A 22,891-nucleotide genomic window follows, 5' to 3' on the forward strand; every position below is an offset into this window, starting at 1 on the left:
ATGGCAAAACCGTACCCAGCAGGCGCTGGAGTTACGTGCTTATGATCTGAGCAGTAAAAAACAGACCGTACTGATAGAAGAAAACAGTAATACCTGGGTGAACCTGAACGATGATTTGACCTTCCTGCCAGAGCGCAATCAGTTCATCTGGGCATCGGAGCGCGACGGCTACAAACATCTTTACCTGTATAACAATGATGGTTCTCTGGTAAAGCAGCTGACTAAAGGCAAATGGGTCGTGGATGAGCTTGAAGCCATCGATCCTGAAACGGGCAACATTTACTTTACCGGCAGGAAAGACACGCCTCTTGAGCGTCACTTATACAGTGTTTCAATTGATGATGGTGACATTCAGCGTATCTCAGAGAAAGACGGCTACCACAGCATCACTTTCTCTTCCGACGCCTCGATTTATGTAGACAGCATGTCAACGGTGAATCACCCTGCACAGGTGAGTCTGCACAAAGCCGGTGGCGAACAAATTACCTGGCTTGAAGAGAATGCTGTAGACGAAAATCATCCTCTCAGTGCCTACATGGACAGCTGGACAAAACCCGAATTCGGCACCATTACCACTGACGATGGCGCAGAGCTTTACTATCGTCTGTACAAGCCGGAAAACCTGGAAAAGAAGCACCCTGTCATTGTTTATCTTTACGGCGGACCACATGCACAGGTTGTGACTAACAGCTGGGGCGGAAACCGCGGTCTGCTGATGCAATATTGGGTAGACCAGGGCTATGTGGTTTTCAGCATCGATAACCGTGGCTCAAACTACCGCGGTAAAGCCTTCGAAGATCCTATTTTCAAGAAAATGGGAACGGTAGAAGTGGATGACCAGGTGGCGGGTGTGAAATTCCTGCGTACACTGCCGTATGTTGATGCAGACCGCATCGGTGTTCATGGCCACAGCTATGGCGGCTACATGACACTGATGTCGATGTTCAAAGCCGGTGACTACTTCGCTGCCGGTGTCTCCGGTGCGCCTGTCACCGACTGGCGCTTGTACGACACGCATTACACTGAACGCTACATGGGTAATCCGAAAACTGATGATGATGCTTACACAGCCTCCAGCGTCTTTCCTTACGCGAAAGACTTAAAAGGCGATTTGCTGATTTACCACGGTATGGCAGACGACAACGTACTGTTTACCCACAGCACTAAACTGTACAAGCATCTTCAGGATATGGCTATCCCATTTGAAACCATGGATTACCCGGGTAAGAAACACAGTATCCGCGGCAAAGAAACCGGTATTCACCTGTACAAGACCATCACCAACTTCTTTAACCGTAATCTGCATCCTTCGAAAGCGGATTAAACGAAAAACGGGCTGCGATTGCAGCCCGTTTTGATTTCCATGCAGTCCGGATTTAACCGAACATCTGATTAGCCAGTGCGTTCTGTACGCCCTGTGCGGCATTTTTGCTCAGCTCAATTTCAACTGGTGCATCCTGACCCGACACCCAGATTTTCAATTCAGAATCCGTATCGAAGTGTCCCGCCGTTTCCACTACAAACTGGGTAATGGATTTGTAGGGAATTGAATGGTAATTCACTTTGCGGCCTGTCAGCCCTTGCTTATCAATAAGGATCATACGCCCTGATGTGAAGACGATTAAGTCTCTGACAAGTTTGTAAGCACTTACAACAGATTCACCTGCGCCCAGTACCGGTGCTAATTCTTCAGCCACAGCCTGCGCATCAGTTTCACTGGCATTACCTAACAACGCATCAAACAATCCCATGGGTTCTCCTTAAAATGACGTTTATGCCCGAAACAGATTAACATTATCACGGGTATGCAGACGATTCATCAATGGTAGTGGTTTACCCAGAGCAAAACCCTGACCGTAATCGACGTTCAATTCCCGCAATGCATCACAGGTAGCCTGGTCAGTAACGAACTCAGCGATGGTTTTCTTGCCCATACTTTGCGCGATAGCACTGATCGCTTTCACCGTTTCATGGTCGATACTGTCTCTGGCCATATTTTTCACAAAGGAGCCGTCAATTTTCACAAAATCGACTTCCAGATTTTTCAGATAGGTAAACGATGACATCCCTGCACCGAAATCATCCAGTGCAAACAGGCAACCTTTACTACGTAAAGTCTCAATGAAATGTCTGGCTGCATTAATATTGGTTACTGCGGCAGTTTCCGTTATTTCAAAGCAGATTTTGTGTGCAGGCACTGTTGATCGCATTACCCTGTCTACGATACCCGCGAGCCTCGACGGGTCGCCCAATGTCAGGCCGGACAAATTAATTGCCACTTTACCCAGTCTTTCCAGGTGAGCAGGATGTGCTTCCAGTACAGACAAAGTGCGGTCAACCACCCAGCCGTCAACCTGATTCATCAGACCATGTCTTTCAGCCAGCGGAATGAACAATGCGGGACTAATCAGCCCGCCTTTACCATCCGGCAGCCTGAGCAATATTTCGTAGTGTTCCAGCGCCTGCTCTTCTTTGTGCATTGGCACTATGGACTGACTGTGCAATTCAAACAGCCCGTGCTGGATCGCCCGTTGCAGTGCATGCAACACACTGCTTTCTTTATTCAGCCCGCTTCCGCAGCCATCAGGCTGATGCACCACATAGCGGTTGCGGCCCAGAAAAGCAATATTGCCGGTTTCGACAATTGAACCGTCATCAGCAAAATCACCGGCTTCCAGTAAATGTGCATCAATATCGCGGATCATGAAATTAAACTGAGGCCCAACCAGCTCGCCGACCATGGCGTCAAGAATTTCACTGACATCGAAAGTGGCTACCAGGAAACCCAGTTCAGGCTCCTGCGTACTGATGGCGCGGGCGTATACTAAGAAATAATGGCCACTTGTCTGCGACCGCACCAGCATACTATGAAAATCATCAGACAGGCGAAGTGAAGGGAGCCTTAGCGGCAACTCTTTCCTTTCAGGCTTTGAAAAGCCGGCAGCTTCTGCCCCCTGCCCTTCCGGAATAGTCATCCAGCTGATCTTTCCGTTTCTGTCTGTCACAGACAATGACGTATAGCCGTGCTGAATATTCATCAGCGACACAGCCTGAACGTTGAACCAGTCAATTTCATTGGGAGAGAAAGCAGGCCAGGTCTGCATCAGACTGATCATTGCCTGACGACGCTCTGCAGAAAACAGCTCAAAACTGTTTTTCAGTTGACTGGCATCACATCACTACCCGGCTATGTTGAAACCGGGAAAAATACTACAAAAGTATGAAGTTTTTATTAAGTCGCAGCATCACAGAAACAGTGATAGTGTAGAAGGTTGAAATAGCGAAGACTATCAAGGAACAAAAGTGACAGATATCCGCCTTCCCACCTTTGATGACGTGCATGCAGCGTCATTACGGCTTAAGGGAAAAGTAAGCCGCACACCTCTGCTGGAATCCTCATTATTAAACCGCTGGCTGGGTCAGCGTATTTTGTTTAAAGCAGAATGCCTGCAAACTACCGGCGCATTTAAAATGCGCGGTGCAACAAACTTTATCAGCAAGCTGGCAGAGCAAAATGCTCTCCCTTCACGCATTGTGGCAAACAGTTCAGGTAACCATGCCCAGGCCGTGGCTTATGCTGCTGCACAACTAAATATTCCGGCAACGATTTACTCCACCGAAAATATCTCTGCGGTAAAAGCCGCTGCGACTAAAAGCTATGGCGCGACACTGGCGTTGTACCCCACCCGGCCTGAAGCCGATGCAGCGGTGGCCGAAGCGGCAAAAGAAGAAGGAACTGTGTGGATCCCGCCCTTTGATCATCCGGATATTATCGCCGGTCAGGGCACAGCATGTATGGAAGCGCTGGAAGATGCCGGTAAAGTGGATGCCGTATTTGCGCCTTGCGGCGGCGGTGGCCTTATCAGCGGCACCTTGCTTGCTGCCAGAGCCCTGCAACCGGATGCCAAAGTCATCGGCGCTGAACCTCAGGCAGCCAACGATGCATCACGTTCTCTGCAAAGCGGTATTATTGAGTCACTACCGGGGCCGGCAAATACACTGGCAGACGGTGCGGCCACACCTTCAGTTGGCTTGCATACCTTCCCCCTTTTACAGCAACTGGATGACTTTTACGAAGTTGATGAAATCCAGATTGCCTACTGGACCCAGTGGTTACAACATTTGCTGAAACTACATGTAGAACCCACCAGTGCCATGAGCATGGCAGCGGTAACCTCTTGGGCACTGGAAGCGCCAAAAGGCCAGACCGCCCTGGTAATACTCACCGGCGGGAATATCAGCCAGCAGAGCATGCAAAAAATCTGGGCGACAGACTATTTACTTCAGCCACCTAATCTAACTGAACAGGAGCAGGACTAAGCCATGTCATTGTTTAAACGTTCATTACGGTGGAGTGCCGCCGTATTGCTTACTGCCTCATTTAACTCCCTTGCCGGCACGACATTAATCAATAATATCAGCGGCTATACCCTGAATAAAAAAGGCGAGCTGATCGCCTTTTCTTCTGTGCTGATAGAAAACGGCAAAGTGAAAAAACTGGACCCGGAATCTCCCCGCGCCGACGCAGTAGTAGATGGTCACAACAATGTCTTACTGCCCGGTCTTATTGATGCCCACGGTCATCTGCTTGGCCTTGGCAGCAGTTTACTGGAAGTGGATGTACGTGAGAGTAAAAGTGCGCAGGATGCGGCTAAGCTGGCTGCTGCCTACGCATTTGCCAATCCGGAACAGCGCTGGATCACTGGCAGTGGCTGGAATCAGGAAATGTGGCCGGATCGCAGCTTCCCGGACGCAGGCATTCTGGATAAAGCAATCCCGCGTCGCCCGGTGTGGCTGACCAGAGTTGATGCCCATGCAGGCTGGGCCAATTCAGCCGCATTAAAACTGGCCGGTATTACCCGCGACACACCAGACCCGGTGGGCGGAAAAATTATGCGTGATGCTGATGGTAATCCCTCAGGCGTGCTGATTGATAATGCTATGGGACTGATGGAAAAGGTGATGCCTGCCCCGGGCGCAGAACTTTACCATCAGCAACTAAATGCCGCCGGTCAGCATTTACTGTCTGTGGGTATTACCGCCATGCATGATGCCGGTGTACCTCATCAGGTTTACGATTTTTATCTGGCCCGTGCAGCAGAACAATCGTTGCCGGTCCGTATTTACGCCATGGTCAGTGCTACAGACAAGGACCTGGACGCCATGCTGGATAACGGACCGGTGCGCAGCAGTGATGATTTTCTGTTTATCCGCAGTGTAAAGGCTTATGGTGACGGCGCTCTCGGAAGCCGTGGTGCGGCTTTGCTGGCTCCCTATACCGACGATCCGCATCAGACAGGTTTACTGCTTACCCAGCCTGAAGAAATGGCTCCCCTGTTCAGTAAAGTCATGAACGCCGGATTTCAACTTAACTTTCACGCCATTGGCGACCGCGCAAACCGTATGGCGCTGGATCAATTTGAAAAGGAAATGAAAAAACATCCTGATGCTGACTTCAGAAACCGTATTGAACATGCTCAGGTGATTCATCCCGACGATCTGCCCCGGTTTGCGGAGCTGGGTGTACTGCCTTCCATGCAGCCCACCCACGCTACCAGCGATAAGAACATGGCAGAAGACCGCCTCGGAAAGGATCGCATGGCCGGTGCATATGCGTGGAAGACTTTGCTGGATTCAGGGATCCCCATTCCACTGGGTTCAGACTTTCCTGTAGAGCTGGCCAATCCGTTTTACGGTATTCATGCTGCCGTTACCCGTCAGGACAGAAACAACCAGCCGGTAAAGGGCTGGTATGCTCACGAAGCGATGACCGTTCAGCAGGCTTTCAGAGGCTTTACGCTGGATGCTGCCTACGCCGCGCATATGGAAGACAGTCTGGGTACGCTGACCCCTGGGAAATGGGCTGACTTTATTCTTGTGGATCAGGATATATTCGATGTGGATCCGAAAGATATCTGGCGCACCCGGGTGCTGCAGACCTGGACAGCCGGAATTAAGGTATTTGATGCTGAGCGCAACCAGTAACAGCCAAAACAGCGGATACAAGTAATTCAAAAGGGACGCTTTGCGCCCCTTTTGTGATTTTATTCTACCGGATGATTAATCCCGGTCCTGTTCTTCAATATGTTTGAAACGGGGAACCGTTTCTCCGTTCACTTCCACCTGCTCAGTGAACATGGTCAGCGGACGGACCCAAAGCCCTTTTTCACCATATTCCGACCGGTACACCACCAATTCCGATTCATCTTCCGAGTGTTTGGCCACACCGATGACAGTATAAAAGTTGCCTTTGTAGTGTTGATACGTTCCGGGCACAACCGACTTTGACATATTATTCATCCTCCAGTGGCAATAGCAGCTGCTCTGCCGGCAAACCGCCGGCTAATCCAATGTGAATGCCCACCAGCCTGACACCCCGGCCTCTGGCCCGCTGCCACGCTTCATCCAGCAATTCATAAAAAAATGCTTCTTCGATATCGTGATGACGGTGCTCAACGGTGGTTTGCTGGAAGTCCTGAAACTTGAGCTTCACGCCCTGAGATTTTATCAGACATTTCCGTTCACCGGTCTTTTTTAAATGCCCTTCAATGCGTTGCTGCATCTTCTCCCACAGTACAGGCAGTACCGCCTTGCATTCATCAAGTGTATGCAAATCGCTGCTGAAGGTACGTTCCACTCCGATTGATTTTCTTACCCGGCTGACATTGACATCCCGCTCATCCACACCGTGAGCACGGTTCCACAGCACTGAACCGAATTTCCCCAGCTCTTTCTGCAGACGTTCAAAGGGATATTGCCGGACATCATTACAGGTAGTCAGGCCCAGACGCTGCAACTTCTGCTGTGTGACTTTGCCCACGCCGGGAATTTTTGACAGCGACATATTTCTGACAAATGCATCCAACTTATCCGGTGTGATCACACATAACCCGTCCGGTTTATTTTCGTCACTGGCTACCTTAGCCACGAATTTGCATGATGCCACACCAGCCGAGGCAGTCAGATTCAGTTCTTCTTTAATTCGCCGGCGGATATCCTGTGCTATGAGTGTGGCGCTGCCGTTAAACAAAGTGGTGTGAGTGACATCCAGATAGGCTTCATCCAGAGATAAAGGCTCGATGAGGTCGGTATAGTCATTGAAAATTTCACGGATACGCTGACTCTCGCGGACGTACATATCCATTCTGCCGGGTACAAGAATAAGCTCAGGGCACAAACGCTTTGCGTATGCTGTTGCCATGGCAGAGCGCACGCCAAATTTTCTTGCCGGATAGTTACACGTTGATATCACGCCACGGCGATCAGCGCTGCCGCCAATCGCTATGGGCTTATTGATCAATGACGGATTGTCGCGCATTTCAACTGCAGCGTAAAAGCAATCCATATCAACGTGAATAATCTTTCGCACTCTGCCACCACACTGTATATATGAACAGCATTTTAGCGGATTATGTCAACTATGCCAGTGCAAAGTTCAACACTGAATAAAAGGTCAAAATATTGCAAAAAGTTAATACAACAGGATTGTAAAACATTATTGAAAAGATACACTGGTTATAAGCGTAAAATTTAACCATTCATCAGGGAGGATGTCATGGCTGCTTTTTTACCCGCCTTTGAAAAAATGATTGATAACGAAGGGGGCTATACACTTCATCGTGTGGAGGGTGATCGCGGTGGTGCTACCTATGCCGGTATAGCCCGCAATTTTCATCCTGACTGGGAAGGCTGGCCACTACTTGATGCCGGCGTGCCCGACAGTCAACTGATGCCCCATGTCGCAGCGTTCTACCAACAGCACTTTTGGGAACGGATCCGCGGAGACTTTATTGATTCTCAACGTGTAGCTGAAACCCTCTTTGATTTCGCCGTTAATGCCGGCCTGTCTGCAGCGTCGAAACTGACTCAGGAAGTTGCTGATGTGTACGTTGACGGGATCATCGGTACGAAATCCTTAAAGGCCATCAACAACATGCCACCGGAAGTATTTCTGCATGGCTATGCACTCAAGAAAGTCGCCCGTTATGCGGAAATTGTTAATCATAATCCCTCGCAGGCAAAGTTCCTTCTTGGCTGGATAAACCGGACGCTGAAAGGTATTGCATAGCAAACCTTTCCGGCTCCGCCCCGGACACGCCAACGTACCTCCTCCTGATTACATCTTTACACAAAATTTAAGTTGGATTTCGGGATAAATTTGTTTTTATTTATCTTTTTCTTAACTTAAATTTTAGTCAGTTTTTGTTTCTTCGCTGCCCGTCATGTCTGGCCGGCATACCAATACCCCCGTTTTTTATACGTATTAAATGCCATTCATAGTTATACGGCTATATGCGTAACTCACGATAGACTTAAGTAGTATGGATTTCGAGCTGCAGAAAAAAGCAGCGTTTACAACGTTTGTGCATAGCCGGTTTATTTCTCCTGAATGACAAGCTGACGGAACAGTTTTTGTCATCACTAAAGCAGGTAAACCGATGTGTACAGACCCGGTAAAAATACCCCGTAGTAACACGCCACAGAGCGGGAGGGGATAACAACAAGACAGGAAAAAATAATGTCCATATTACGCACATTACCATCCAAATCGTTACTCGCTACATCGTTAAGTTTAATCACATTAACCGCTACTGCAGCGTCTGCCGTCAACGGGCCGGTCAGTGTTTCCCCTGAACCACTTACCTTTGAGCAGTTAAAGAACCTGCGCCAGGATCTGCGTTTACAGGAAAGCAATGAACGCTACATTGTCACCTTTAAAAATGGTAAAGGCGCAATGGCGGGCAAAGGCAGCATTAATGCCAGTGACAAGGCGCTGGATGTGGCATCAGTGAAATCTGCCATACAACAGGCAGGTGGCAAGACACTTAAAGTGATGGAACGCCATGGCATGGCTGTCGTCACATTAAATAAGAAAGCACTCAACGCCCTGCGCAAGAGTAAGGACGTTGATATCGCCCCTGATCCGGTGCGGGAGTTAATGGCCCAGTCCACGCCATATGGTTACACCATGGTACAGGCGAATCAGCTGATCCAGTCTGATACCAGCGCCCGCAAAGTCTGTATTATTGATACCGGTTATAATCTGGGTCATCCGGATTTACCGGGCACCAATGACGGGGTTACCGGAATTGGCAATAACAGTGCAGTGGGTAACTGGTATAACGATGGCAACGGCCACGGAACGCATGTTGCCGGTACGATTGCCGCCTATGACAATTCAGAGGGTGTGATCGGTGTCTATCCCGGTGCCAGCCTGCATATTGTGAAAATATTCAACGACAACGGTGACTGGACTTACGCCTCTGACATCATTACTGCTATCGACCAGTGTCAGGATGCCGGCGCTGATGTGGTTAACATGAGTTTAGGGGGCTCAGGCTCGTCTTCGGCAGAAGCGTCTGCCATGCAGGGTTTCACAGACGATAACATGCTGCTGGTCGCCGCAGCCGGTAACGCCGGCAACAGTTCACTGTCTTACCCTGCCTCCTACGATGCCGTAGTATCTGTTGCAGCCGTTGATTCCGGTAAAAACCGCGCCAGCTATTCACAGTACAACTCGCAGGTGGAAATTGCCGGCCCCGGCAGTTCAGTCTACTCCACCTATCCGGACAGCACCTACGCCACCCTCAGCGGCACATCTATGGCCACGCCACACGTTGCCGGTGCAGCGGCCCTGGTCTGGAGCTTTCATCCCCAGTGCAGCGCTACGCAGATTAGAAACGCGTTAAATGCCACCGCAGAAGATCGTGGCAGTTCAGGCAGAGATAACCAGTACGGTTACGGCATTGTGCGGGTAGCGGAAGCAAACAGCTACCTGAACAACAACGGTTGTGATGGCAGCGGTAACGGCGGTGGAGACCCGACCGATCCGGGTGTGGAACCGGTATCAGGACAATTAACAGGATTATCAGGTTCACGGTCATCCTGGGATCGCTACACCTGGGATATCCCGGCTGGCGTTTCCACGATGACAATTCAAATCTCCGGCGGCAGTGGTGATGCCGATCTGTATGTGAGATACGGCAGCCAGCCTTCCACATCGGCCTATGATTGTCGTCCTTACAAGAACGGCAACAGTGAGGTGTGCACGTTTACTGCACCGGCTGACGGCACCTGGCATATCGGCCTGAGAGCTTACAGCACTTACAGCAACGTAACGTTAAGTTACAGCTACGAGTAGAAACAAAAATGGCCGGACATTCGTCCGGCCATTTTCATCATCACAGAGTGTATGCTGATAAACCTGAGTATTTACAGGATCTGGTTATCCTTCCACTCAGCAATTTTCTTCTGTCTGGCTTCTTCACGTTCCAGGCGCATTTTCTTACGGTCACACGGCTCAGGACAATCACAGGCTTTCTCAATACCCAGTGCGCCTAAACCGCCACAACTGCCGGAAATGGACTTCTTCTGGATCAGATAACCCACAGCCATTGCCAGTACCATGGCAAGAAAAAACACAAACGCGAGGATAAATGTAGACATCATCGTCTCCTAATTCTTAACTTCAACCATAGTATCAAACTCAGGAGATGCATACTCCTCAAAGCCATCTGCTGTGCGACGAATTAAGAAAACGGCAAGATGTTCTTTCTCCGCCAGCGCTTTGGCTTCATCCCACCCCATCACATTAAACGCAGTGGCAAGGCCATCTGCAGTCATAGACGACGGGTCCACCACCGTTACCGACACCAGATTATGAGTAATGGGTTTACCGGTACGGGGATCAATCAGATGCGAATAACGCTTACCGTCCATTTCATAGTAATTACGGTAATCCCCTGAGGTGGCAATGGCATTCGTACCAATAGAGACAATTTTCTGCACCGAGCGTTCCGTTGAGACCGGCTTCTCAATGGCTATTAACCATTCCTCACCATTCCCCCGTTCGCCTTTAACACGCATTTCACCGCCGATTTCCACCAGGTAGTTGTGCAGATCATGCTTTTCCATAATCGCAGCAACCTGGTCTACACCGTAGCCTTTGGCAATAGTCGACAGGTCGACATAAACCATTGGATGCGTTTTCTTCAGACCCTGTTCTGAAATACTGATTTTATCCAGCCCGACATACTCACGGACTTCAGAAATCTGCTCTTCAGATGGCACCTTTTCAGGACGTTTGTTCGGACCAAAGCCCCACAAATTCACCAGCGGTCCCACTGTTACGTCCAGCACGTTATGACTCAGCTTACCGAGCCTGATAGCTTCAGTCACCACCAGTGAAGTTTCGTCACTTAACGGAAATGGCGTGGTGTAACGATTCTGGTTAAAACGGGATAATTCTGATGTGGGGTCATAGGTCGACATAAGTTTATTAATTTCTACTAACCGGGCATCAATAGCCTCTTGCAGACCATCAACCTGACCACGATCATCCACCACATACTTAACATTGTATGTGGTGCCCATGGTATTTCCGTGTAAATGCACAACCTGTTTGGCTTCCTCACCACAGGCACTAAGAAAGAGTACAACGAAAGCAAGTACACTAAAACGCAGATACTGATTAATCACTTCTTATCCTTATCTATTAAAAAAGGGGGCGATGCCCCCTTTTTCAATTATACCGTTTGCTGATTAACCACCAAAGTCATCAAGCAGGATATTTTCGTCTTCTACCCCAAGATCTTTCAGCATGTTGATAACAGCTGCGTTCATCATGGGAGGACCACACATGTAGAATTCACAATCTTCCGGAGCAGGGTGATCTTTCAGATAGTTCTCAAGCAAGACATTGTGGATGAAACCGGTATAGCCATCCCAGTTGTCTTCAGGTTGAGGGTCAGAAAGTGCAACATGCCATTCGAAGTTGTCATTCTCGGCAGCCAGCTCATCGAAATCTTCAACATAGAACATTTCGCGCAGTGAACGGGCACCGTACCAGAATGTGATCTTACGATCGGTTTTCAGACGACGAAGCTGGTCGAAGATGTGTGAACGCATAGGTGCCATACCTGCACCACCGCCAACAAACACCATTTCTGCGTCAGTTTCTTTCGCGAAGAACTCACCGAACGGACCAGAAATCGTTGCTTTATCACCTTCTTTCAGGCTCCAGATGTACGAAGACATTTTACCGGCAGGCAGAGTCAGGTTATTAGGCGGCGGCGTAGCAATACGCACGTTCAGCATAATAATACCTTCTTCTTCCGGGTAGTTCGCCATGGAGTAAGCACGGATAGTTTCCTCGTCGACTTTAGACTCGATGTCAAAGAAACCAAAGCGCTCCCAGTCACCACGGAACTTCTCAGGAATGTCGTAATCTTTGTATTTCACGTGATGGGGTGGCGCCTCAATCTGAATGTAACCACCGGCACGGAAAGGTACGCTTTCACCGTTAGGAATTTTAAGCTTAAGCTCTTTGATGAACGTGGCTTTGTTGTCGTTAGAAATAACTTCACAATCCCACTTTTTAACACCGAAGATTTCTTCTTCCAGTTCAATTTTCATGTCCTGCTTGATAGCAACCTGACATGATAAACGACAACCTTCACGGGCTTCACGCTTAGTGATGTGATCAAGCTCAGTTGGCAGAATTTCACCGCCACCTTCTTTGATGTCTACACGGCACTGACCACAAGAACCACCACCACCACATGCTGATGATACGAAAATACCCGCTTCAGCAAGTGCGCCCAGCAGTTTACCGCCTGGCTGTGTAGTAATCGCTTTCTCAGGATCATCGTTGATCATGATAGTCACGTCACCGCTTGGTACTAACTTAGATTTGGCAAACATGATAATAAATACCAGTGCCAGAACGATGACAATGAACATGCCAACGCCAAGTAACATTTCTATACTCATTTATATGCTCCTTTGCGTTATTACAGTGCGATACCAGTGAAAGACTGGAAGCCTAACGCCATCAGACCTGCGATCATGAACACAGAGCCCAGACCACGTACACCATCTGGCATATCAGCATATTTCAGTTTTTCACGAACAGCGGCCAGCAGAACGATAGCTAATGCCCAGCCCATACCACTACCCACACCGTAGACAATACTCTCAGTGAAGTTGTACTCACGTTGAACCGCGAATGCCACACCACCGAAGATTGCACAGTTAACTGTGATTAGCGGAAGGAAGATACCCAGAGCGTTGTATAACGCAGGGAAAAACTTATCTAACGCCATTTCCAGAATCTGTACTAACGCAGCGATAACGCCGATAAACGTCAGGAAGTTCAGGAAGCTTAAGTCTGCATCAGGGAAACCGGCCCATGCCAGCGCGCCCGGAGCAAGAATGTTTACATAGATAACCTGGTTTACCGGTACAGAGATACCCAGTACCACAATAACGGCTACACCCAGACCCATCGCTGTTTTTACTTTCTTAGATACGGCCAGAAACGTACACATACCCAGGAACAACGACAGCGCCATGTTCTCGATAAAAATCGAGCGAACGAATAAAGACAGATAATGTTCCACGAATTACTCCTTAGGCTCGACTTGTTCCGGACGGAAAGTACGGATAATCCATACCATGCCACCGATCAGGAAGAATGAGCTGAATGGCAGGATCAACAGGCCATTGCCCTGATACCAGCCACCGTTTTGTACCAGCGGCAGAATTTCGAAACCAAGGATGGTGCCGAAGCCGAACAGCTCTTTAACTGTACCGATACAAATCAGAATGAAAGAGTAACCCAAACCATTACCAATACCGTCCAGGAAGCTCATCAGCGGAGGACTCTTCATCGCATACGCTTCTGCACGACCCATTACGATACAGTTGGTAATAATCAGACCAACGAATACTGAGAGCTGTTTGGATACCTCGTAAGAGTAAGCCTTCAGGATTTGGTCTACCACGATTACCAGAGAAGCGATGATGGTCATCTGAATGATGATACGTACGCTTGACGGAATCTGGTTACGGATTGCCGAGATAAACAGGTTAGAGAACGCCACAACGCTTGTCAGCGCCAGCGACATAACCAAAGCTGTTTCCAGCTTAGTTGTAATCGCCAGTGCAGAACAGATACCCAGTACCTGCAGGGCGATCGGGTTGTTGTCTAAAATCGGTCCAAAGAGGACCTTTTTCATTTCTTTAGTGTCAGCCACGATAAGACCCCTTTATGAACGCCATGCTTGTTTCTTAAGGAACGGACCGAAGCCCTGCTCGCCTACCCAGTACTGAATTGTGTTTTCAACACCATTACTGGTCAGGGTTGCGCCGGAAAGTGCATCTACAGAGTAAGGATTATCAGGGTTAGCATTTTTCTTAACCTCGATAGCAACATCGCCGTTTTCATACAGCTTCTTGCCATCCCACTTTGCCTGCCATGCAGGGTTTTGCACTTCACCGCCAAGTCCCGGCGTTTCTTTCTGCTGGTAGTAAATCAGTTCTTTCACAGTTTCACCGTCGGCATCAACTGCCAGGAAACCATACATCAGATCCCACAGACCGCTACCGTGTACCGGCAGGATCACGCGGGTAACTTCACCGGCGTCATTGTGCACCAGATAGACACTGGCAACATTAGGACGACGTTGGAAGCCAACATTGCTGTTTACCACTTTCGTGCTTGTCTCAGTTACTTTTGCAGCTTTGTACATGTCGAAATCAGGTGAAGGCATTTCAGTGAATTCACCAGAGTCTAAGTCGACAAAACGGCGCTCAACAAACTCATCAAATTTTGCATTGATGGTGTCGTTGCTCATGCCAGTCTCATACAGACCTGCAGCAGTAAGAATGTTTGTTTGCTTATCCAATTGAGCGTTTGTTTGTTGCAGTGAACGCAGACCAACAGCCGCACCCGACACAACAATTGAACAAACCAGACAGACGGCAACTACTACGCCAACTGTTTTTCCTAAAGATTCTTTCTTAGCCGACACGAGCTACCCTCCGCTTGATATTGCTTTGCGCGACGAAATAGTCGAACAGTGGCGCCCACAGGTTGGCAAACAGAATGGCCAACATTACACCTTCTGGGAAGGCAGGGTTGAGGACGCGGATCAGTACCGTCATGAAACCAATGAAGATACCGTATGCCCACTTACCTTTATTGGTAAACGACGCTGATACAGGGTCAGTTGCCATGAAGAACATACCAAAGGCAAGACCACCTACAACGAAGTGCCAGTGAGCAGGCATTGCAAACATCGGGTTAGTGTCGCTGCCAATCATGTTAAGCAGAGTAGCAAAGAAGGCTACACCTACTGCAACACCGGCAACAATACGCCAGCTTGCAATTCGCATATACATGATGAACAGACCACCAATCATGATAGCCAGTGCAGATACTTCACCCGCAGAACCTGAAATGGTTCCGATGAAGCTGTTCATCCACTGATCCATGTTGCTGTAATCTAAGTTACCGGAAGCCGCCTGGCTTAAAGATGTAGCACCTGAGAAACCATCGGCTGCTACCCATACCTGGTCACCTGAAATTTGTGCAGGGTACGCAAAGTATAAGAAAGCACGGCCAGACAGTGCAGGGTTAAGGAAGTTACGGCCAGTACCACCAAAGACTTCTTTAGCGATAACAACACCAAAAGTAATACCCAGAGCAACCTGCCATAATGGAATCGTTGCGGGCAGTGTCAGTGCGAACAGAACAGAAGTAACAAAGAAACCTTCGTTAACTTCGTGCTTACGAACTGATGCAAAAAGGACTTCCCAGAAACCACCTACAGCGAATGTTACTGCGTAAATGGGTAACCAGAAGCAGGCACCGTAGAAGAACAGGCCTAATCCGCCGGCACTGGCCAAATCACCACCTAATGCAGTGAAAATAGCAGCCTGCCAGCTGTCTGGTACAGTTGCACCGGCACCCAGCGCGTCTTGCGCTTGCAATCCGATGTTGTACATACCGAAGAACATGGCCGGGAATGTTGCCATCCATACCATGATCATAATACGTTTCAGGTCGATGCTGTCACGAACATGAGTACCGGCTTTGTTTACTTTACCGGGGGTATAAAAAATCGTTGCCGCTGCTTCATACAGTGCATACCACTTTTCATACTTACCACCCGGTTCAAAATCCGGCTCGATTTTTTCCAGATACGCTTTCAAACCCATGACTTAACCCTCTTTCTCAATGGTGGTTAAACAACTGCGCAGGATTGGACCGTAGCTGTATTTGCCCGGGCACACGTAAGTACACAGAGCTAAATCTTCTTCGTCCAATTCAAGGCAACCCATTGCCTGAGCACTGTCCGTATCGCCCGCAATCAAATCACGTAACAACAGTGTAGGAAGAATATCTAATGGCATAACACGCTCATAGTTACCGATTGGTACCATCGAACGCTCTGAACCATTAGTGGTGGTTGTCATGTCGTAATCTTTCGACGACAGGTGACCTAAATAAGCACGGGTTACAGAGTGCTTATCAGAACCCGGCGTGATCCAGCCGAGGAATTTCTTCTCACGACCTTCTTTTAACGCTGAAACCTGTAAGTGATAACGGCCTAAGAAACCGTGAACACCTTGCGCTGTAGTACCGTTCAGGACAGAACCTGACACTGTACGTACTTCACCATCAACCAGTTCACCGGCTGTCAGCTCTGCAATGTCAGCACCCAGAAGTGTTCTGACCAGGCGAGGATTTTTCGCAGCAGGACCTGCCAGCGAAACAACGCGACGGTTGTCCAGTTCACCGGTAGTCACGGTAGCACCGAACGCAAGAACGTCCTGGTAGTTAACAGACCAGACGGTTTTCTTGGCACCAACCGGATCAAGGTTGTGAATGTGCGTACCCGCAAGACCTGCAGGGTGCGGACCGCCAAACTCAGCAACGTCTACAGTCGCATCACCGGTAGACACTGACGCGCCTGCGGCTTTACAAACGTAAACCTTGCCACCACTCAGTTGCTTCAGCACTTTCAGGCCGGCAACAAAATCATCACTGCGCTCAGCGATGATTGCCACAGGATCTGCAGCAAGCGGGTTGGTATCCATTGCATTCACGAAAATGGAGGATGGTACAGAACCTAAAGCAGGTACTTTACTGAACGGACGCGTGCGTAACGCAGTCCACAGACCGGAGTCCACCAGTAAGGTTTGCAGTTGTTCCTGAGAAGCGTTTGCGATCTGGTCTGCAGCAATTTTCTCAAAAGTAACAGCTTCGTTACCTTCGATTTTTACTACTACAGATTGAAGAACACGTTTAGCACCACGGTTTACCTCTACCACTTCGCCCGCAGCTGGTGCAGTAAACTTAACGCCCGGATTCTTTTTGTCTTCAAAAAGAATCTGGCCTTTAGCCACTTTGTCACCAACCTGGACATGCATGGTAGGACGCATGCCAACATATTCTTCTCCCAGAACGGCAACGCGCGTGACAGCAGATCCATCGGAGATTTGCTGTTGCGGCGCTCCCTTAATAGGGAGGTCGAGACCTTTCTTGATTTTTATCATACGTAATCGCACTACTCTAATAGAAGAACCCTTATGCATGACTGCAGCATCCGCTGCCTGCATGCAGAAGCGCACTTACTAAATTAGGTATCCGTCACCTAAACTATTTATTGATTTTCCGTTGCAGCGTTCATGCACTCACCTTGCGGCGTTGCAAACTTCGATACGTGCCGGGATATTATCGTTATATTTTTATAGGGCCGGACATCAGCTGAAACCTGCACACATGCTATTGCCGGTGCGGTACTGAAGCGTGAGCCGGAAGCAGAGATATAAATACCCTCTACTTAACTACGGGATTTTAGCATTATCGCAGCACTTTAGGCTATGCAAATAATGGATTATCCACAATTTTTGTTAATTTTTAATATAACCACTGTGTGTTTTTCGCTATGTAATCGTTACATCCGCCTCAGCCAAAACTCTTCTATTGTAGTCTATCTTTGGTCTGACGCTTAACGGGGTCACACATTGTAATGCCATGACATAAGTCACTGGTTGGGATTGGCGGCGAAAGTCTACCACAAAGTTTTTCGAAACTGACTAAGACTTAACGCCTAATTACTGCGTGTTAACCCTTATTGCATAAATTTCATCCACATTGTCAAAACACACTTTGCAGATACATTAAAAAATGTACAAAAAAGCCGTCTGTCACGACGGCTTCTGCAAAATATTAATGAATTACCACTTAACCAGCGGATCCACGTCGGCGTCGTAATCAACACCGGCAATGTCAAAACCGAACAGTTTCAGGAACTCATGATGATAACCGGCATAATCGCTTAACTCATGGAAGTTTTCCTGTGTTACCTGATCCCACAGGGCTTTAATTTTCGCCTGTGTTGCATCATTGGTTTCCTTACCGTCCATACGGTAACGGTTCGCTTCGTCCAGTGTCGGGCTGTCGCTGTACAAGCACTCACTGAACAAGCCGGCGATTTGTTCGATACAGCCTTCGTGAGTACCTTCCTCTTTCATCACTTTATAGATCAGAGAGATATACAGAGGCATCACAGGAATAGCTGAACTGGCCTGGGTGACCAGCGCTTTCAATGAAGAAACATTCGCTTCAACCAGTTTTTCTGTGTGCTTGCCAATAATCGCAGCGGCTGCGCGATCGAGGTCTTCTTTGGCTTTACCGATAGTCGCCTGACCATAAATAGGCCAGGTAAGCTCTTTACCGATATAAGTATAGGCAGTGGTTTTACAGCCTTCAGCCAGAACACCGGCTTCGCCCAGGAAATCCATCCAGCGTTCCCAGTCTTCGCCACCCATCACTTTGATGGTGTTGTGAATTTCTTCATCGTTGGCAGGCTCTAACGTCACATCATGAACTTTGTCTTTATCTGTGTCGTAGGTTTTAGTGGTATACGCCTGACCAACAGGCTTCAACGTAGACTTATAAGTTTCGCCTGAAACAGGATCGGTACGGCGGGGAGATGCCAGTGAGTAAATGACCAGATCCACAGAACCCAGGTCTGCCTTAATTTGCTCAATCACCTGCGCCTTCATCTCGTCAGAGAACGCATCGCCATTTAGGGTTTTTGCGTACAGTCCGTTGCTCTCTGCCTGCTGATGAAATGCAGCAGTGTTATACCAGCCTGCAGTAGCTGTTTTACGTTCAGACGGCTCTTTTTCGAAACAAACACCTAAGGTTTTAGCACCATAGCCAAAGGCGGAAGTGATCCGCGATGCCAGACCGTACCCTGTTGAACAACCGATCACTAAAACATTTTTCGGGCCTTCACCCTGAACGCCCTGCTGGCGAACGTATTCAATTTGCTCAGCTACGGAAGCTGCACAGCCTGCCGGGTGCGCATTTGTACAGATGAAGCCTCTGACTTTAGGCTTGATAACCATAGTAGTTTTTCCTTTATTAATTGTGCGCGTATTGTAATAGCGTCTGTCGGGATAACAACTCTGAGCAGATCCAGCTCTGAATTATTAAAGAGAAAAGTCGTCAAAGATGCAAAGAGCGGCAGTCTAATGGCTGCCGCAGCAGGCGGTTAACCCAGAATATCCAGCAGCTCTACATCAAATACTAATGTAGAGTACGGTGCAATTGCGCCACCCGCACCTTGTTCGCCGTAGGCCAGCTCATAAGGGATATACAGTTTCCACTTAGAGCCAACAGGCATCAGTTGCAGTGCTTCAGTCCAGCCACGGATAACACCGTTAACAGGGAATTCTGCAGGCTGACCGCGCTTGTAAGAACTGTCGAAAACAGAACCGTCAATCAGTGTACCGTGGTAGTGAACACGCACATTGCTGTCAGCAGCAGGCTTGTCGCCTTCACCGGCTTCGATGATTTCATACTGCAGGCCGCTTTCAGTCACAGTGACTTCTTCACGCTCGGCGTTCTTTGCCAGGTATGCTTCACCTTCTTCGATTACCGCTTTGCTTTGCTCAGCTTTAGCAGCCTGCATACGCTGATGGATTTCGCCGAACGCATTACGCAGGGTATCGGTGTCAACCTGTGCTGCCTGGCCGTTAAACGCATCGCTTAACCCTTCTACAACTGCTTCTAGCGCAAGGCCTTCGAATGGGTTAGATTTAAGTTGCTCTCCCATTTGGAAACCAACACCGTAACTTGCTTGCGTTTCTACGCTGGTATATTTATCGGTCACATTGACTCCTGAAATTAAATTACAAGATTTGTTTATTTTTTGGGCTAATTATGACTACATTGAAGGCCAAGAAATAACCTGCCGGCAAGTTTACCATATCGGGCTGCAACATGCTTGGGGCTTGGGATTTGTTAAATGAACTTTTCATTAAGGTTTAATTTATAACTCAAAGTGGTTAGACAAGTTTAACAATTTTGAAGTAAGGTTATGGGCATATACAGTAGGAGGATGCTATGCAATCACACTATGATGCCGAACTGAAAGACACAGTCCGGTACTTGGGAAAAGTCCTTGGCGAAACCATTAAAGCTGAATTAGGTCAGGAATGGTTAGACCGCATTGAGACCATCAGAAAAGATGGTCGTTCTTCATTTCAGGGCGATGCAACCCGTAGCGAAAATCTGAAAGAAATTTTCAAAAATCTGACGGATTCTGATCTTTTGACGGTCGGACGAGCTTTCGCTCAGTTCCTGACACTTGGTAATATTGCCGAGCAGGAATACAACAGTGCAATGAGTGTTGATGCATCTATGGATGCATTGTTCAAACACCTCGATAAAGCTGATCTGTCAGTTGAAAACGTACAAAAAGCAGTGTCGAAGCTGAACATCGACCTGGTACTCACGGCTCACCCGACAGAAGTGACCCGCCGTACGTTAATCCATAAGCAGAAAGAACTCGCCCAATGCCTGCAAAGCATTCACCAGGAATCTCTGGATGATCACGAGCGTACGCGTATTGAAACCCGTATCGCTGATTTGATTAGTCAGGCATGGCATACCGAAGAAATCCGTTCAGTTCGTCCGACGCCTGTTGATGAAGCACGCTGGGGTTTCTCCGTCATCGAAAACTCTTTGTGGGAAGCCGTACCGGATTTCCTCCGTGACCTGGATGAGCGCTTAAAAGCCGATTACAACGTTAGTCTGCCACTGGATGCAGCACCTGTGCACTTCAGTTCCTGGATGGGTGGTGACCGTGACGGTAACCCGTTTGTTACCGCAAAAGTGACTGAGCAGGTTCTGCTGCTGGCCCGTAAACGCGCAGCAAAACTGTTTGCCTCTGACCTCGACCGCTTACAGGTCGAACTTTCCATGTTCGATTGCAGCGCAGCCCTTCGTGAAGAAGTGGGCGAAGAAGCTAACGAACCATACCGCGCTCTGTTGCGTCCGCTGGTTCGCCGCTGTGGTGCAACCCGCGACGGTATTGCAGACTATCTGTCCGGCAAAAAAGTCGACCAGTCTGACTGGGTACAACATAACGATGAACTGCTGAAGCCGCTGTTACTGTGTTACGACTCACTGGTCGAGTGTGGCATGAGTGTAACCGCCAACGGTTTACTGCTTGATACCATCCGCCGGGTGAAATGTTTCGGCATTCACCTGCTGCAACTGGATGTGCGCCAGGATTCTGAGCGTCATGCTGATGTATTCAGTGAAATTACCCGCTATCTGGGTCTGGGTGACTACGCGCAGTGGAGTGAAGCTGACAAACAGGCATTCCTCTTACGTGAACTGAGCTCGAAACGTCCGCTGTTCCCTGCCGAGTGGGATGCCTCTGCCGACGTGAAAGAAGTGCTGGATACCTGTAAGGTTATTTCCCAGCATGGCAAAGAAGGCTTCGGCATTTACATTATTTCCATGGCCAGTGAACCGTCTGACGTTATGGCTGTTCAGTTGTTGCTTCAGGAAGCCGGTGTAGACTGGCCAATGCCGGTGGCGCCGCTGTTCGAAACGCTGGACGATCTGAACAACTCTCCTGCCGTCATGCGCAAGCTGCTGTCCATCGACTGGTACCGTGGCTACATCAAAGGCAAACAGTTTGTCATGATTGGCTACTCTGACTCAGCAAAAGATGCCGGTGCACTGGCAGCGGGCTGGGCACAGTACGAGTCTCAGGAAGCGCTGGTAAAAGTGGCGGACGAATTTGAAACCACACTGACCCTGTTCCACGGACGTGGCGGTACAATTGGTCGTGGTGGTCTGCCTGCACACGCAGCTATTCACTCACAGCCTCCGGGCTCATTAGACGGTGGCTTCCGTGTGACTGAACAGGGTGAAACCATCCGTTATAAGTTCGGTATGCCTAAACTGGCGAAGCAAAGTCTGGGCATTTACGCATCGGCCATTATTGAAGCGATGCTGTTCCCGCCACCGGAGCCAAAACCGGAATGGCGTGAGCTGATCACCAAAATGGCAGCAAATGGTCGCGATAACTATCGCGGTACCGTTCGTCAGGACAAAGACTTTGTGCCGTATTTCCGTGTTGCCACACCTGAACAGGAACTGGGTAAGTTACCTTTAGGTAGTCGTCCTTCCAAGCGTAAGCCACAGGGTGGGATTGAAAGTTTGCGTGCGATCCCGTGGATTTTCGCCTGGGCGCAAACCCGTCTGGTTCTGCCGTCATGGCTGGGCGTAATGCGCGCCATTGATGCAGTTAAAGCAGAGAGCGACCCGAAAGTGGTTGAGGAAATGTTCGCTGAATGGCCATTCTACCGTTCCCGTCTTTCTATGCTGGATATGGTATTCAACAAAGCCGATCCGCGTATCAGTGAAGCTTATGATGAGCGTCTGGTACCTGCGGAACTGAAACATTTCGGTAAAGCACTGCGTGATGAGCTGCAGGAGAGTATTGACTCGCTGCTGAGTCTCACGGGCCAGGAAAGCATCATGGATAAAGATCCTATGGGTAAAGAATCCATGAACATCCGCGCCGGTTACTTACAGCCTCTGCACTATCTGCAAATTGAGTTACTGGAACGTATCCGTGCCGCCGGTGACGACGCGCAAAACCCTGTGCTGGAACGTGCAATGATGGTAACCATCGCCGGTATCGCAATCGGTATGCGTAACACCGGTTAATCCGCCGTCAGCGTTTCCAAATGCAAAAGCCGTCATTATGACGGCTTTTTTGCTTCTGTT

Annotated in this window: 20 protein-coding genes; 6 read left to right on the forward strand and 14 right to left on the reverse strand. The window is 48.8% G+C overall.

The genetic code is table 11. The features are described from left to right. Positions 1-1,324: S9 family peptidase (locus AC4PME_RS11125; protein ID WP_491529593.1), on the forward strand; the 1,324-nt coding region annotated here is incomplete at its 5' end. A gap of 52 nt (positions 1,325-1,376) precedes the next feature. Here the strand turns inward: AC4PME_RS11125 and AC4PME_RS11130 are convergent. Then, on the reverse strand, positions 1,377-1,751 hold the full coding sequence (locus AC4PME_RS11130; protein WP_119502559.1) for a PH domain-containing protein: 375 nt from the start codon (positions 1,749-1,751) through the stop codon (positions 1,377-1,379). Positions 1,752-1,772: 21 nt separating this feature from the next. Beyond that, the gene (locus AC4PME_RS11135) at positions 1,773-3,104 is read right to left on the reverse strand and encodes an EAL domain-containing protein (RefSeq protein ID WP_491046024.1); all 1,332 of its coding nucleotides are present in this window, start codon (positions 3,102-3,104) and stop codon (positions 1,773-1,775) included. A 208-nt stretch (positions 3,105-3,312) separates the two neighbouring features. Here AC4PME_RS11135 and AC4PME_RS11140 point away from each other — a divergent pair, with 208 nt between their 5' ends. Together AC4PME_RS11140 and AC4PME_RS11145 are read left to right on the forward strand one after the other, a co-directional pair. Then, a complete protein-coding gene (locus AC4PME_RS11140) occupies positions 3,313-4,320 on the forward strand; it encodes a serine/threonine dehydratase (protein WP_491046033.1) in 1,008 nt (335 codons plus the stop codon). 3 nt (positions 4,321-4,323) lie between these two features. Then, a complete protein-coding gene (locus AC4PME_RS11145) occupies positions 4,324-5,985 on the forward strand; it encodes an amidohydrolase (RefSeq protein ID WP_491046023.1) in 1,662 nt (553 codons plus the stop codon). A 75-nt stretch (positions 5,986-6,060) separates the two neighbouring features. Here the strand turns inward: AC4PME_RS11145 and AC4PME_RS11150 are convergent, their stop codons facing one another. Both AC4PME_RS11150 and dinB read right to left on the reverse strand, forming a co-directional pair. Further along, positions 6,061-6,291 (reverse strand): DUF1653 domain-containing protein, encoded by a 231-nt coding sequence (locus AC4PME_RS11150; RefSeq protein ID WP_491046022.1) that lies wholly within the window; start codon positions 6,289-6,291, stop codon positions 6,061-6,063. Position 6,292: 1 nt separating this feature from the next. After that, positions 6,293-7,369 carry a DNA polymerase IV gene (gene dinB / locus AC4PME_RS11155; protein WP_474846136.1) on the reverse strand — a complete coding sequence of 359 codons (1,077 nt, stop codon included), beginning with the start codon at positions 7,367-7,369 and terminating at the stop codon, positions 6,293-6,295. 186 nt (positions 7,370-7,555) lie between these two features. On the opposite strand from dinB, the gene AC4PME_RS11160 reads away from it, so the two are divergent. Further along, complete coding sequence (locus AC4PME_RS11160; protein WP_491046021.1) at positions 7,556-8,068, forward strand: glycoside hydrolase family 108 protein; 513 nt, start codon at positions 7,556-7,558, stop codon at positions 8,066-8,068. Positions 8,069-8,518: 450 nt separating this feature from the next. Continuing rightward, complete coding sequence (locus tag AC4PME_RS11165; protein WP_491046020.1) at positions 8,519-10,141, forward strand: S8 family serine peptidase; 1,623 nt, start codon at positions 8,519-8,521, stop codon at positions 10,139-10,141. A gap of 71 nt (positions 10,142-10,212) precedes the next feature. Here the strand turns inward: AC4PME_RS11165 and nqrM are convergent, their stop codons facing one another. From nqrM to bamJ, 10 genes are all read right to left on the reverse strand, one after another. Then, positions 10,213-10,446: a (Na+)-NQR maturation NqrM gene (gene nqrM / locus AC4PME_RS11170; RefSeq protein ID WP_119502567.1), complete on the reverse strand. Its 234-nt coding sequence runs from the start codon at positions 10,444-10,446 to the stop codon at positions 10,213-10,215. 9 nt (positions 10,447-10,455) lie between these two features. After that, positions 10,456-11,475 (reverse strand): FAD:protein FMN transferase, encoded by a 1,020-nt coding sequence (locus tag AC4PME_RS11175; RefSeq protein ID WP_442858467.1) that lies wholly within the window; start codon positions 11,473-11,475, stop codon positions 10,456-10,458. Positions 11,476-11,541: 66 nt separating this feature from the next. After that, positions 11,542-12,771, reverse strand: coding sequence for an NADH:ubiquinone reductase (Na(+)-transporting) subunit F (nqrF, locus tag AC4PME_RS11180; protein WP_119502568.1), 1,230 nt, complete (start codon positions 12,769-12,771; stop codon positions 11,542-11,544). Between the two features lie 20 nt (positions 12,772-12,791). Further along, positions 12,792-13,400 carry an NADH:ubiquinone reductase (Na(+)-transporting) subunit E gene (gene nqrE, locus AC4PME_RS11185; protein ID WP_119502569.1) on the reverse strand — a complete coding sequence of 203 codons (609 nt, stop codon included), beginning with the start codon at positions 13,398-13,400 and terminating at the stop codon, positions 12,792-12,794. Between the two features lie 3 nt (positions 13,401-13,403). Beyond that, positions 13,404-14,036, reverse strand: coding sequence for an NADH:ubiquinone reductase (Na(+)-transporting) subunit D (locus tag AC4PME_RS11190; RefSeq protein WP_119502570.1), 633 nt, complete (start codon positions 14,034-14,036; stop codon positions 13,404-13,406). Positions 14,037-14,048: 12 nt separating this feature from the next. Next, complete coding sequence (locus AC4PME_RS11195; protein ID WP_119502571.1) at positions 14,049-14,813, reverse strand: Na(+)-translocating NADH-quinone reductase subunit C; 765 nt, start codon at positions 14,811-14,813, stop codon at positions 14,049-14,051. Beyond that, positions 14,803-16,002 carry an NADH:ubiquinone reductase (Na(+)-transporting) subunit B gene (locus AC4PME_RS11200; protein ID WP_119502572.1) on the reverse strand — a complete coding sequence of 400 codons (1,200 nt, stop codon included), beginning with the start codon at positions 16,000-16,002 and terminating at the stop codon, positions 14,803-14,805. The genes AC4PME_RS11195 and AC4PME_RS11200 overlap by 11 nt, the downstream gene beginning before the upstream one ends. A gap of 3 nt (positions 16,003-16,005) precedes the next feature. Continuing rightward, on the reverse strand, positions 16,006-17,343 hold the full coding sequence (locus AC4PME_RS11205; RefSeq protein WP_119503487.1) for a Na(+)-translocating NADH-quinone reductase subunit A: 1,338 nt from the start codon (positions 17,341-17,343) through the stop codon (positions 16,006-16,008). 684 nt (positions 17,344-18,027) lie between these two features. Beyond that, a complete protein-coding gene (gene fabV, locus AC4PME_RS11210) occupies positions 18,028-19,206 on the reverse strand; it encodes an enoyl-ACP reductase FabV (RefSeq protein ID WP_491046019.1) in 1,179 nt (392 codons plus the stop codon). Between the two features lie 146 nt (positions 19,207-19,352). Then, the gene (bamJ, locus tag AC4PME_RS11215; protein ID WP_119502574.1) at positions 19,353-19,973 is read right to left on the reverse strand and encodes a BamJ family beta-barrel-assembly machinery protein; all 621 of its coding nucleotides are present in this window, start codon (positions 19,971-19,973) and stop codon (positions 19,353-19,355) included. 233 nt (positions 19,974-20,206) lie between these two features. Here bamJ and ppc point away from each other — a divergent pair, with 233 nt between their 5' ends. Continuing rightward, positions 20,207-22,831, forward strand: coding sequence for a phosphoenolpyruvate carboxylase (gene ppc, locus AC4PME_RS11220; RefSeq protein WP_119502575.1), 2,625 nt, complete (start codon positions 20,207-20,209; stop codon positions 22,829-22,831). Positions 22,832-22,891 lie beyond the last annotated feature (60 nt).

It is taken from the genome of Alteromonas sp. (assembly GCF_984505615.1).

What these genes read in the sequence shown, in the direction of transcription:
- AC4PME_RS11130 (WP_119502559.1), bottom strand. Translation starts at nt 1,751, where the DNA reads ATGGGATTGTTTGATGCGTTGTTAGGTAATGCCAGTGAAACTGATGCG.
- AC4PME_RS11135 (WP_491046024.1), bottom strand. Translation starts at nt 3,104, where the DNA reads ATGCAGACCTGGCCTGCTTTCTCTCCCAATGAAATTGACTGGTTCAAC.
- AC4PME_RS11145 (WP_491046023.1), top strand. Translation starts at nt 4,324, where the DNA reads ATGTCATTGTTTAAACGTTCATTACGGTGGAGTGCCGCCGTATTGCTT.
- AC4PME_RS11150 (WP_491046022.1), bottom strand. Translation starts at nt 6,291, where the DNA reads ATGTCAAAGTCGGTTGTGCCCGGAACGTATCAACACTACAAAGGCAAC.
- AC4PME_RS11160 (WP_491046021.1), top strand. Translation starts at nt 7,556, where the DNA reads ATGGCTGCTTTTTTACCCGCCTTTGAAAAAATGATTGATAACGAAGGG.
- AC4PME_RS11165 (WP_491046020.1), top strand. Translation starts at nt 8,519, where the DNA reads ATGTCCATATTACGCACATTACCATCCAAATCGTTACTCGCTACATCG.
- nqrM (WP_119502567.1), bottom strand. Translation starts at nt 10,446, where the DNA reads ATGTCTACATTTATCCTCGCGTTTGTGTTTTTTCTTGCCATGGTACTG.
- nqrF (WP_119502568.1), bottom strand. Translation starts at nt 12,771, where the DNA reads ATGAGTATAGAAATGTTACTTGGCGTTGGCATGTTCATTGTCATCGTT.
- AC4PME_RS11200 (WP_119502572.1), bottom strand. Translation starts at nt 16,002, where the DNA reads ATGGGTTTGAAAGCGTATCTGGAAAAAATCGAGCCGGATTTTGAACCG.
- AC4PME_RS11205 (WP_119503487.1), bottom strand. Translation starts at nt 17,343, where the DNA reads ATGATAAAAATCAAGAAAGGTCTCGACCTCCCTATTAAGGGAGCGCCG.
- fabV (WP_491046019.1), bottom strand. Translation starts at nt 19,206, where the DNA reads ATGGTTATCAAGCCTAAAGTCAGAGGCTTCATCTGTACAAATGCGCAC.
- ppc (WP_119502575.1), top strand. Translation starts at nt 20,207, where the DNA reads ATGCAATCACACTATGATGCCGAACTGAAAGACACAGTCCGGTACTTG.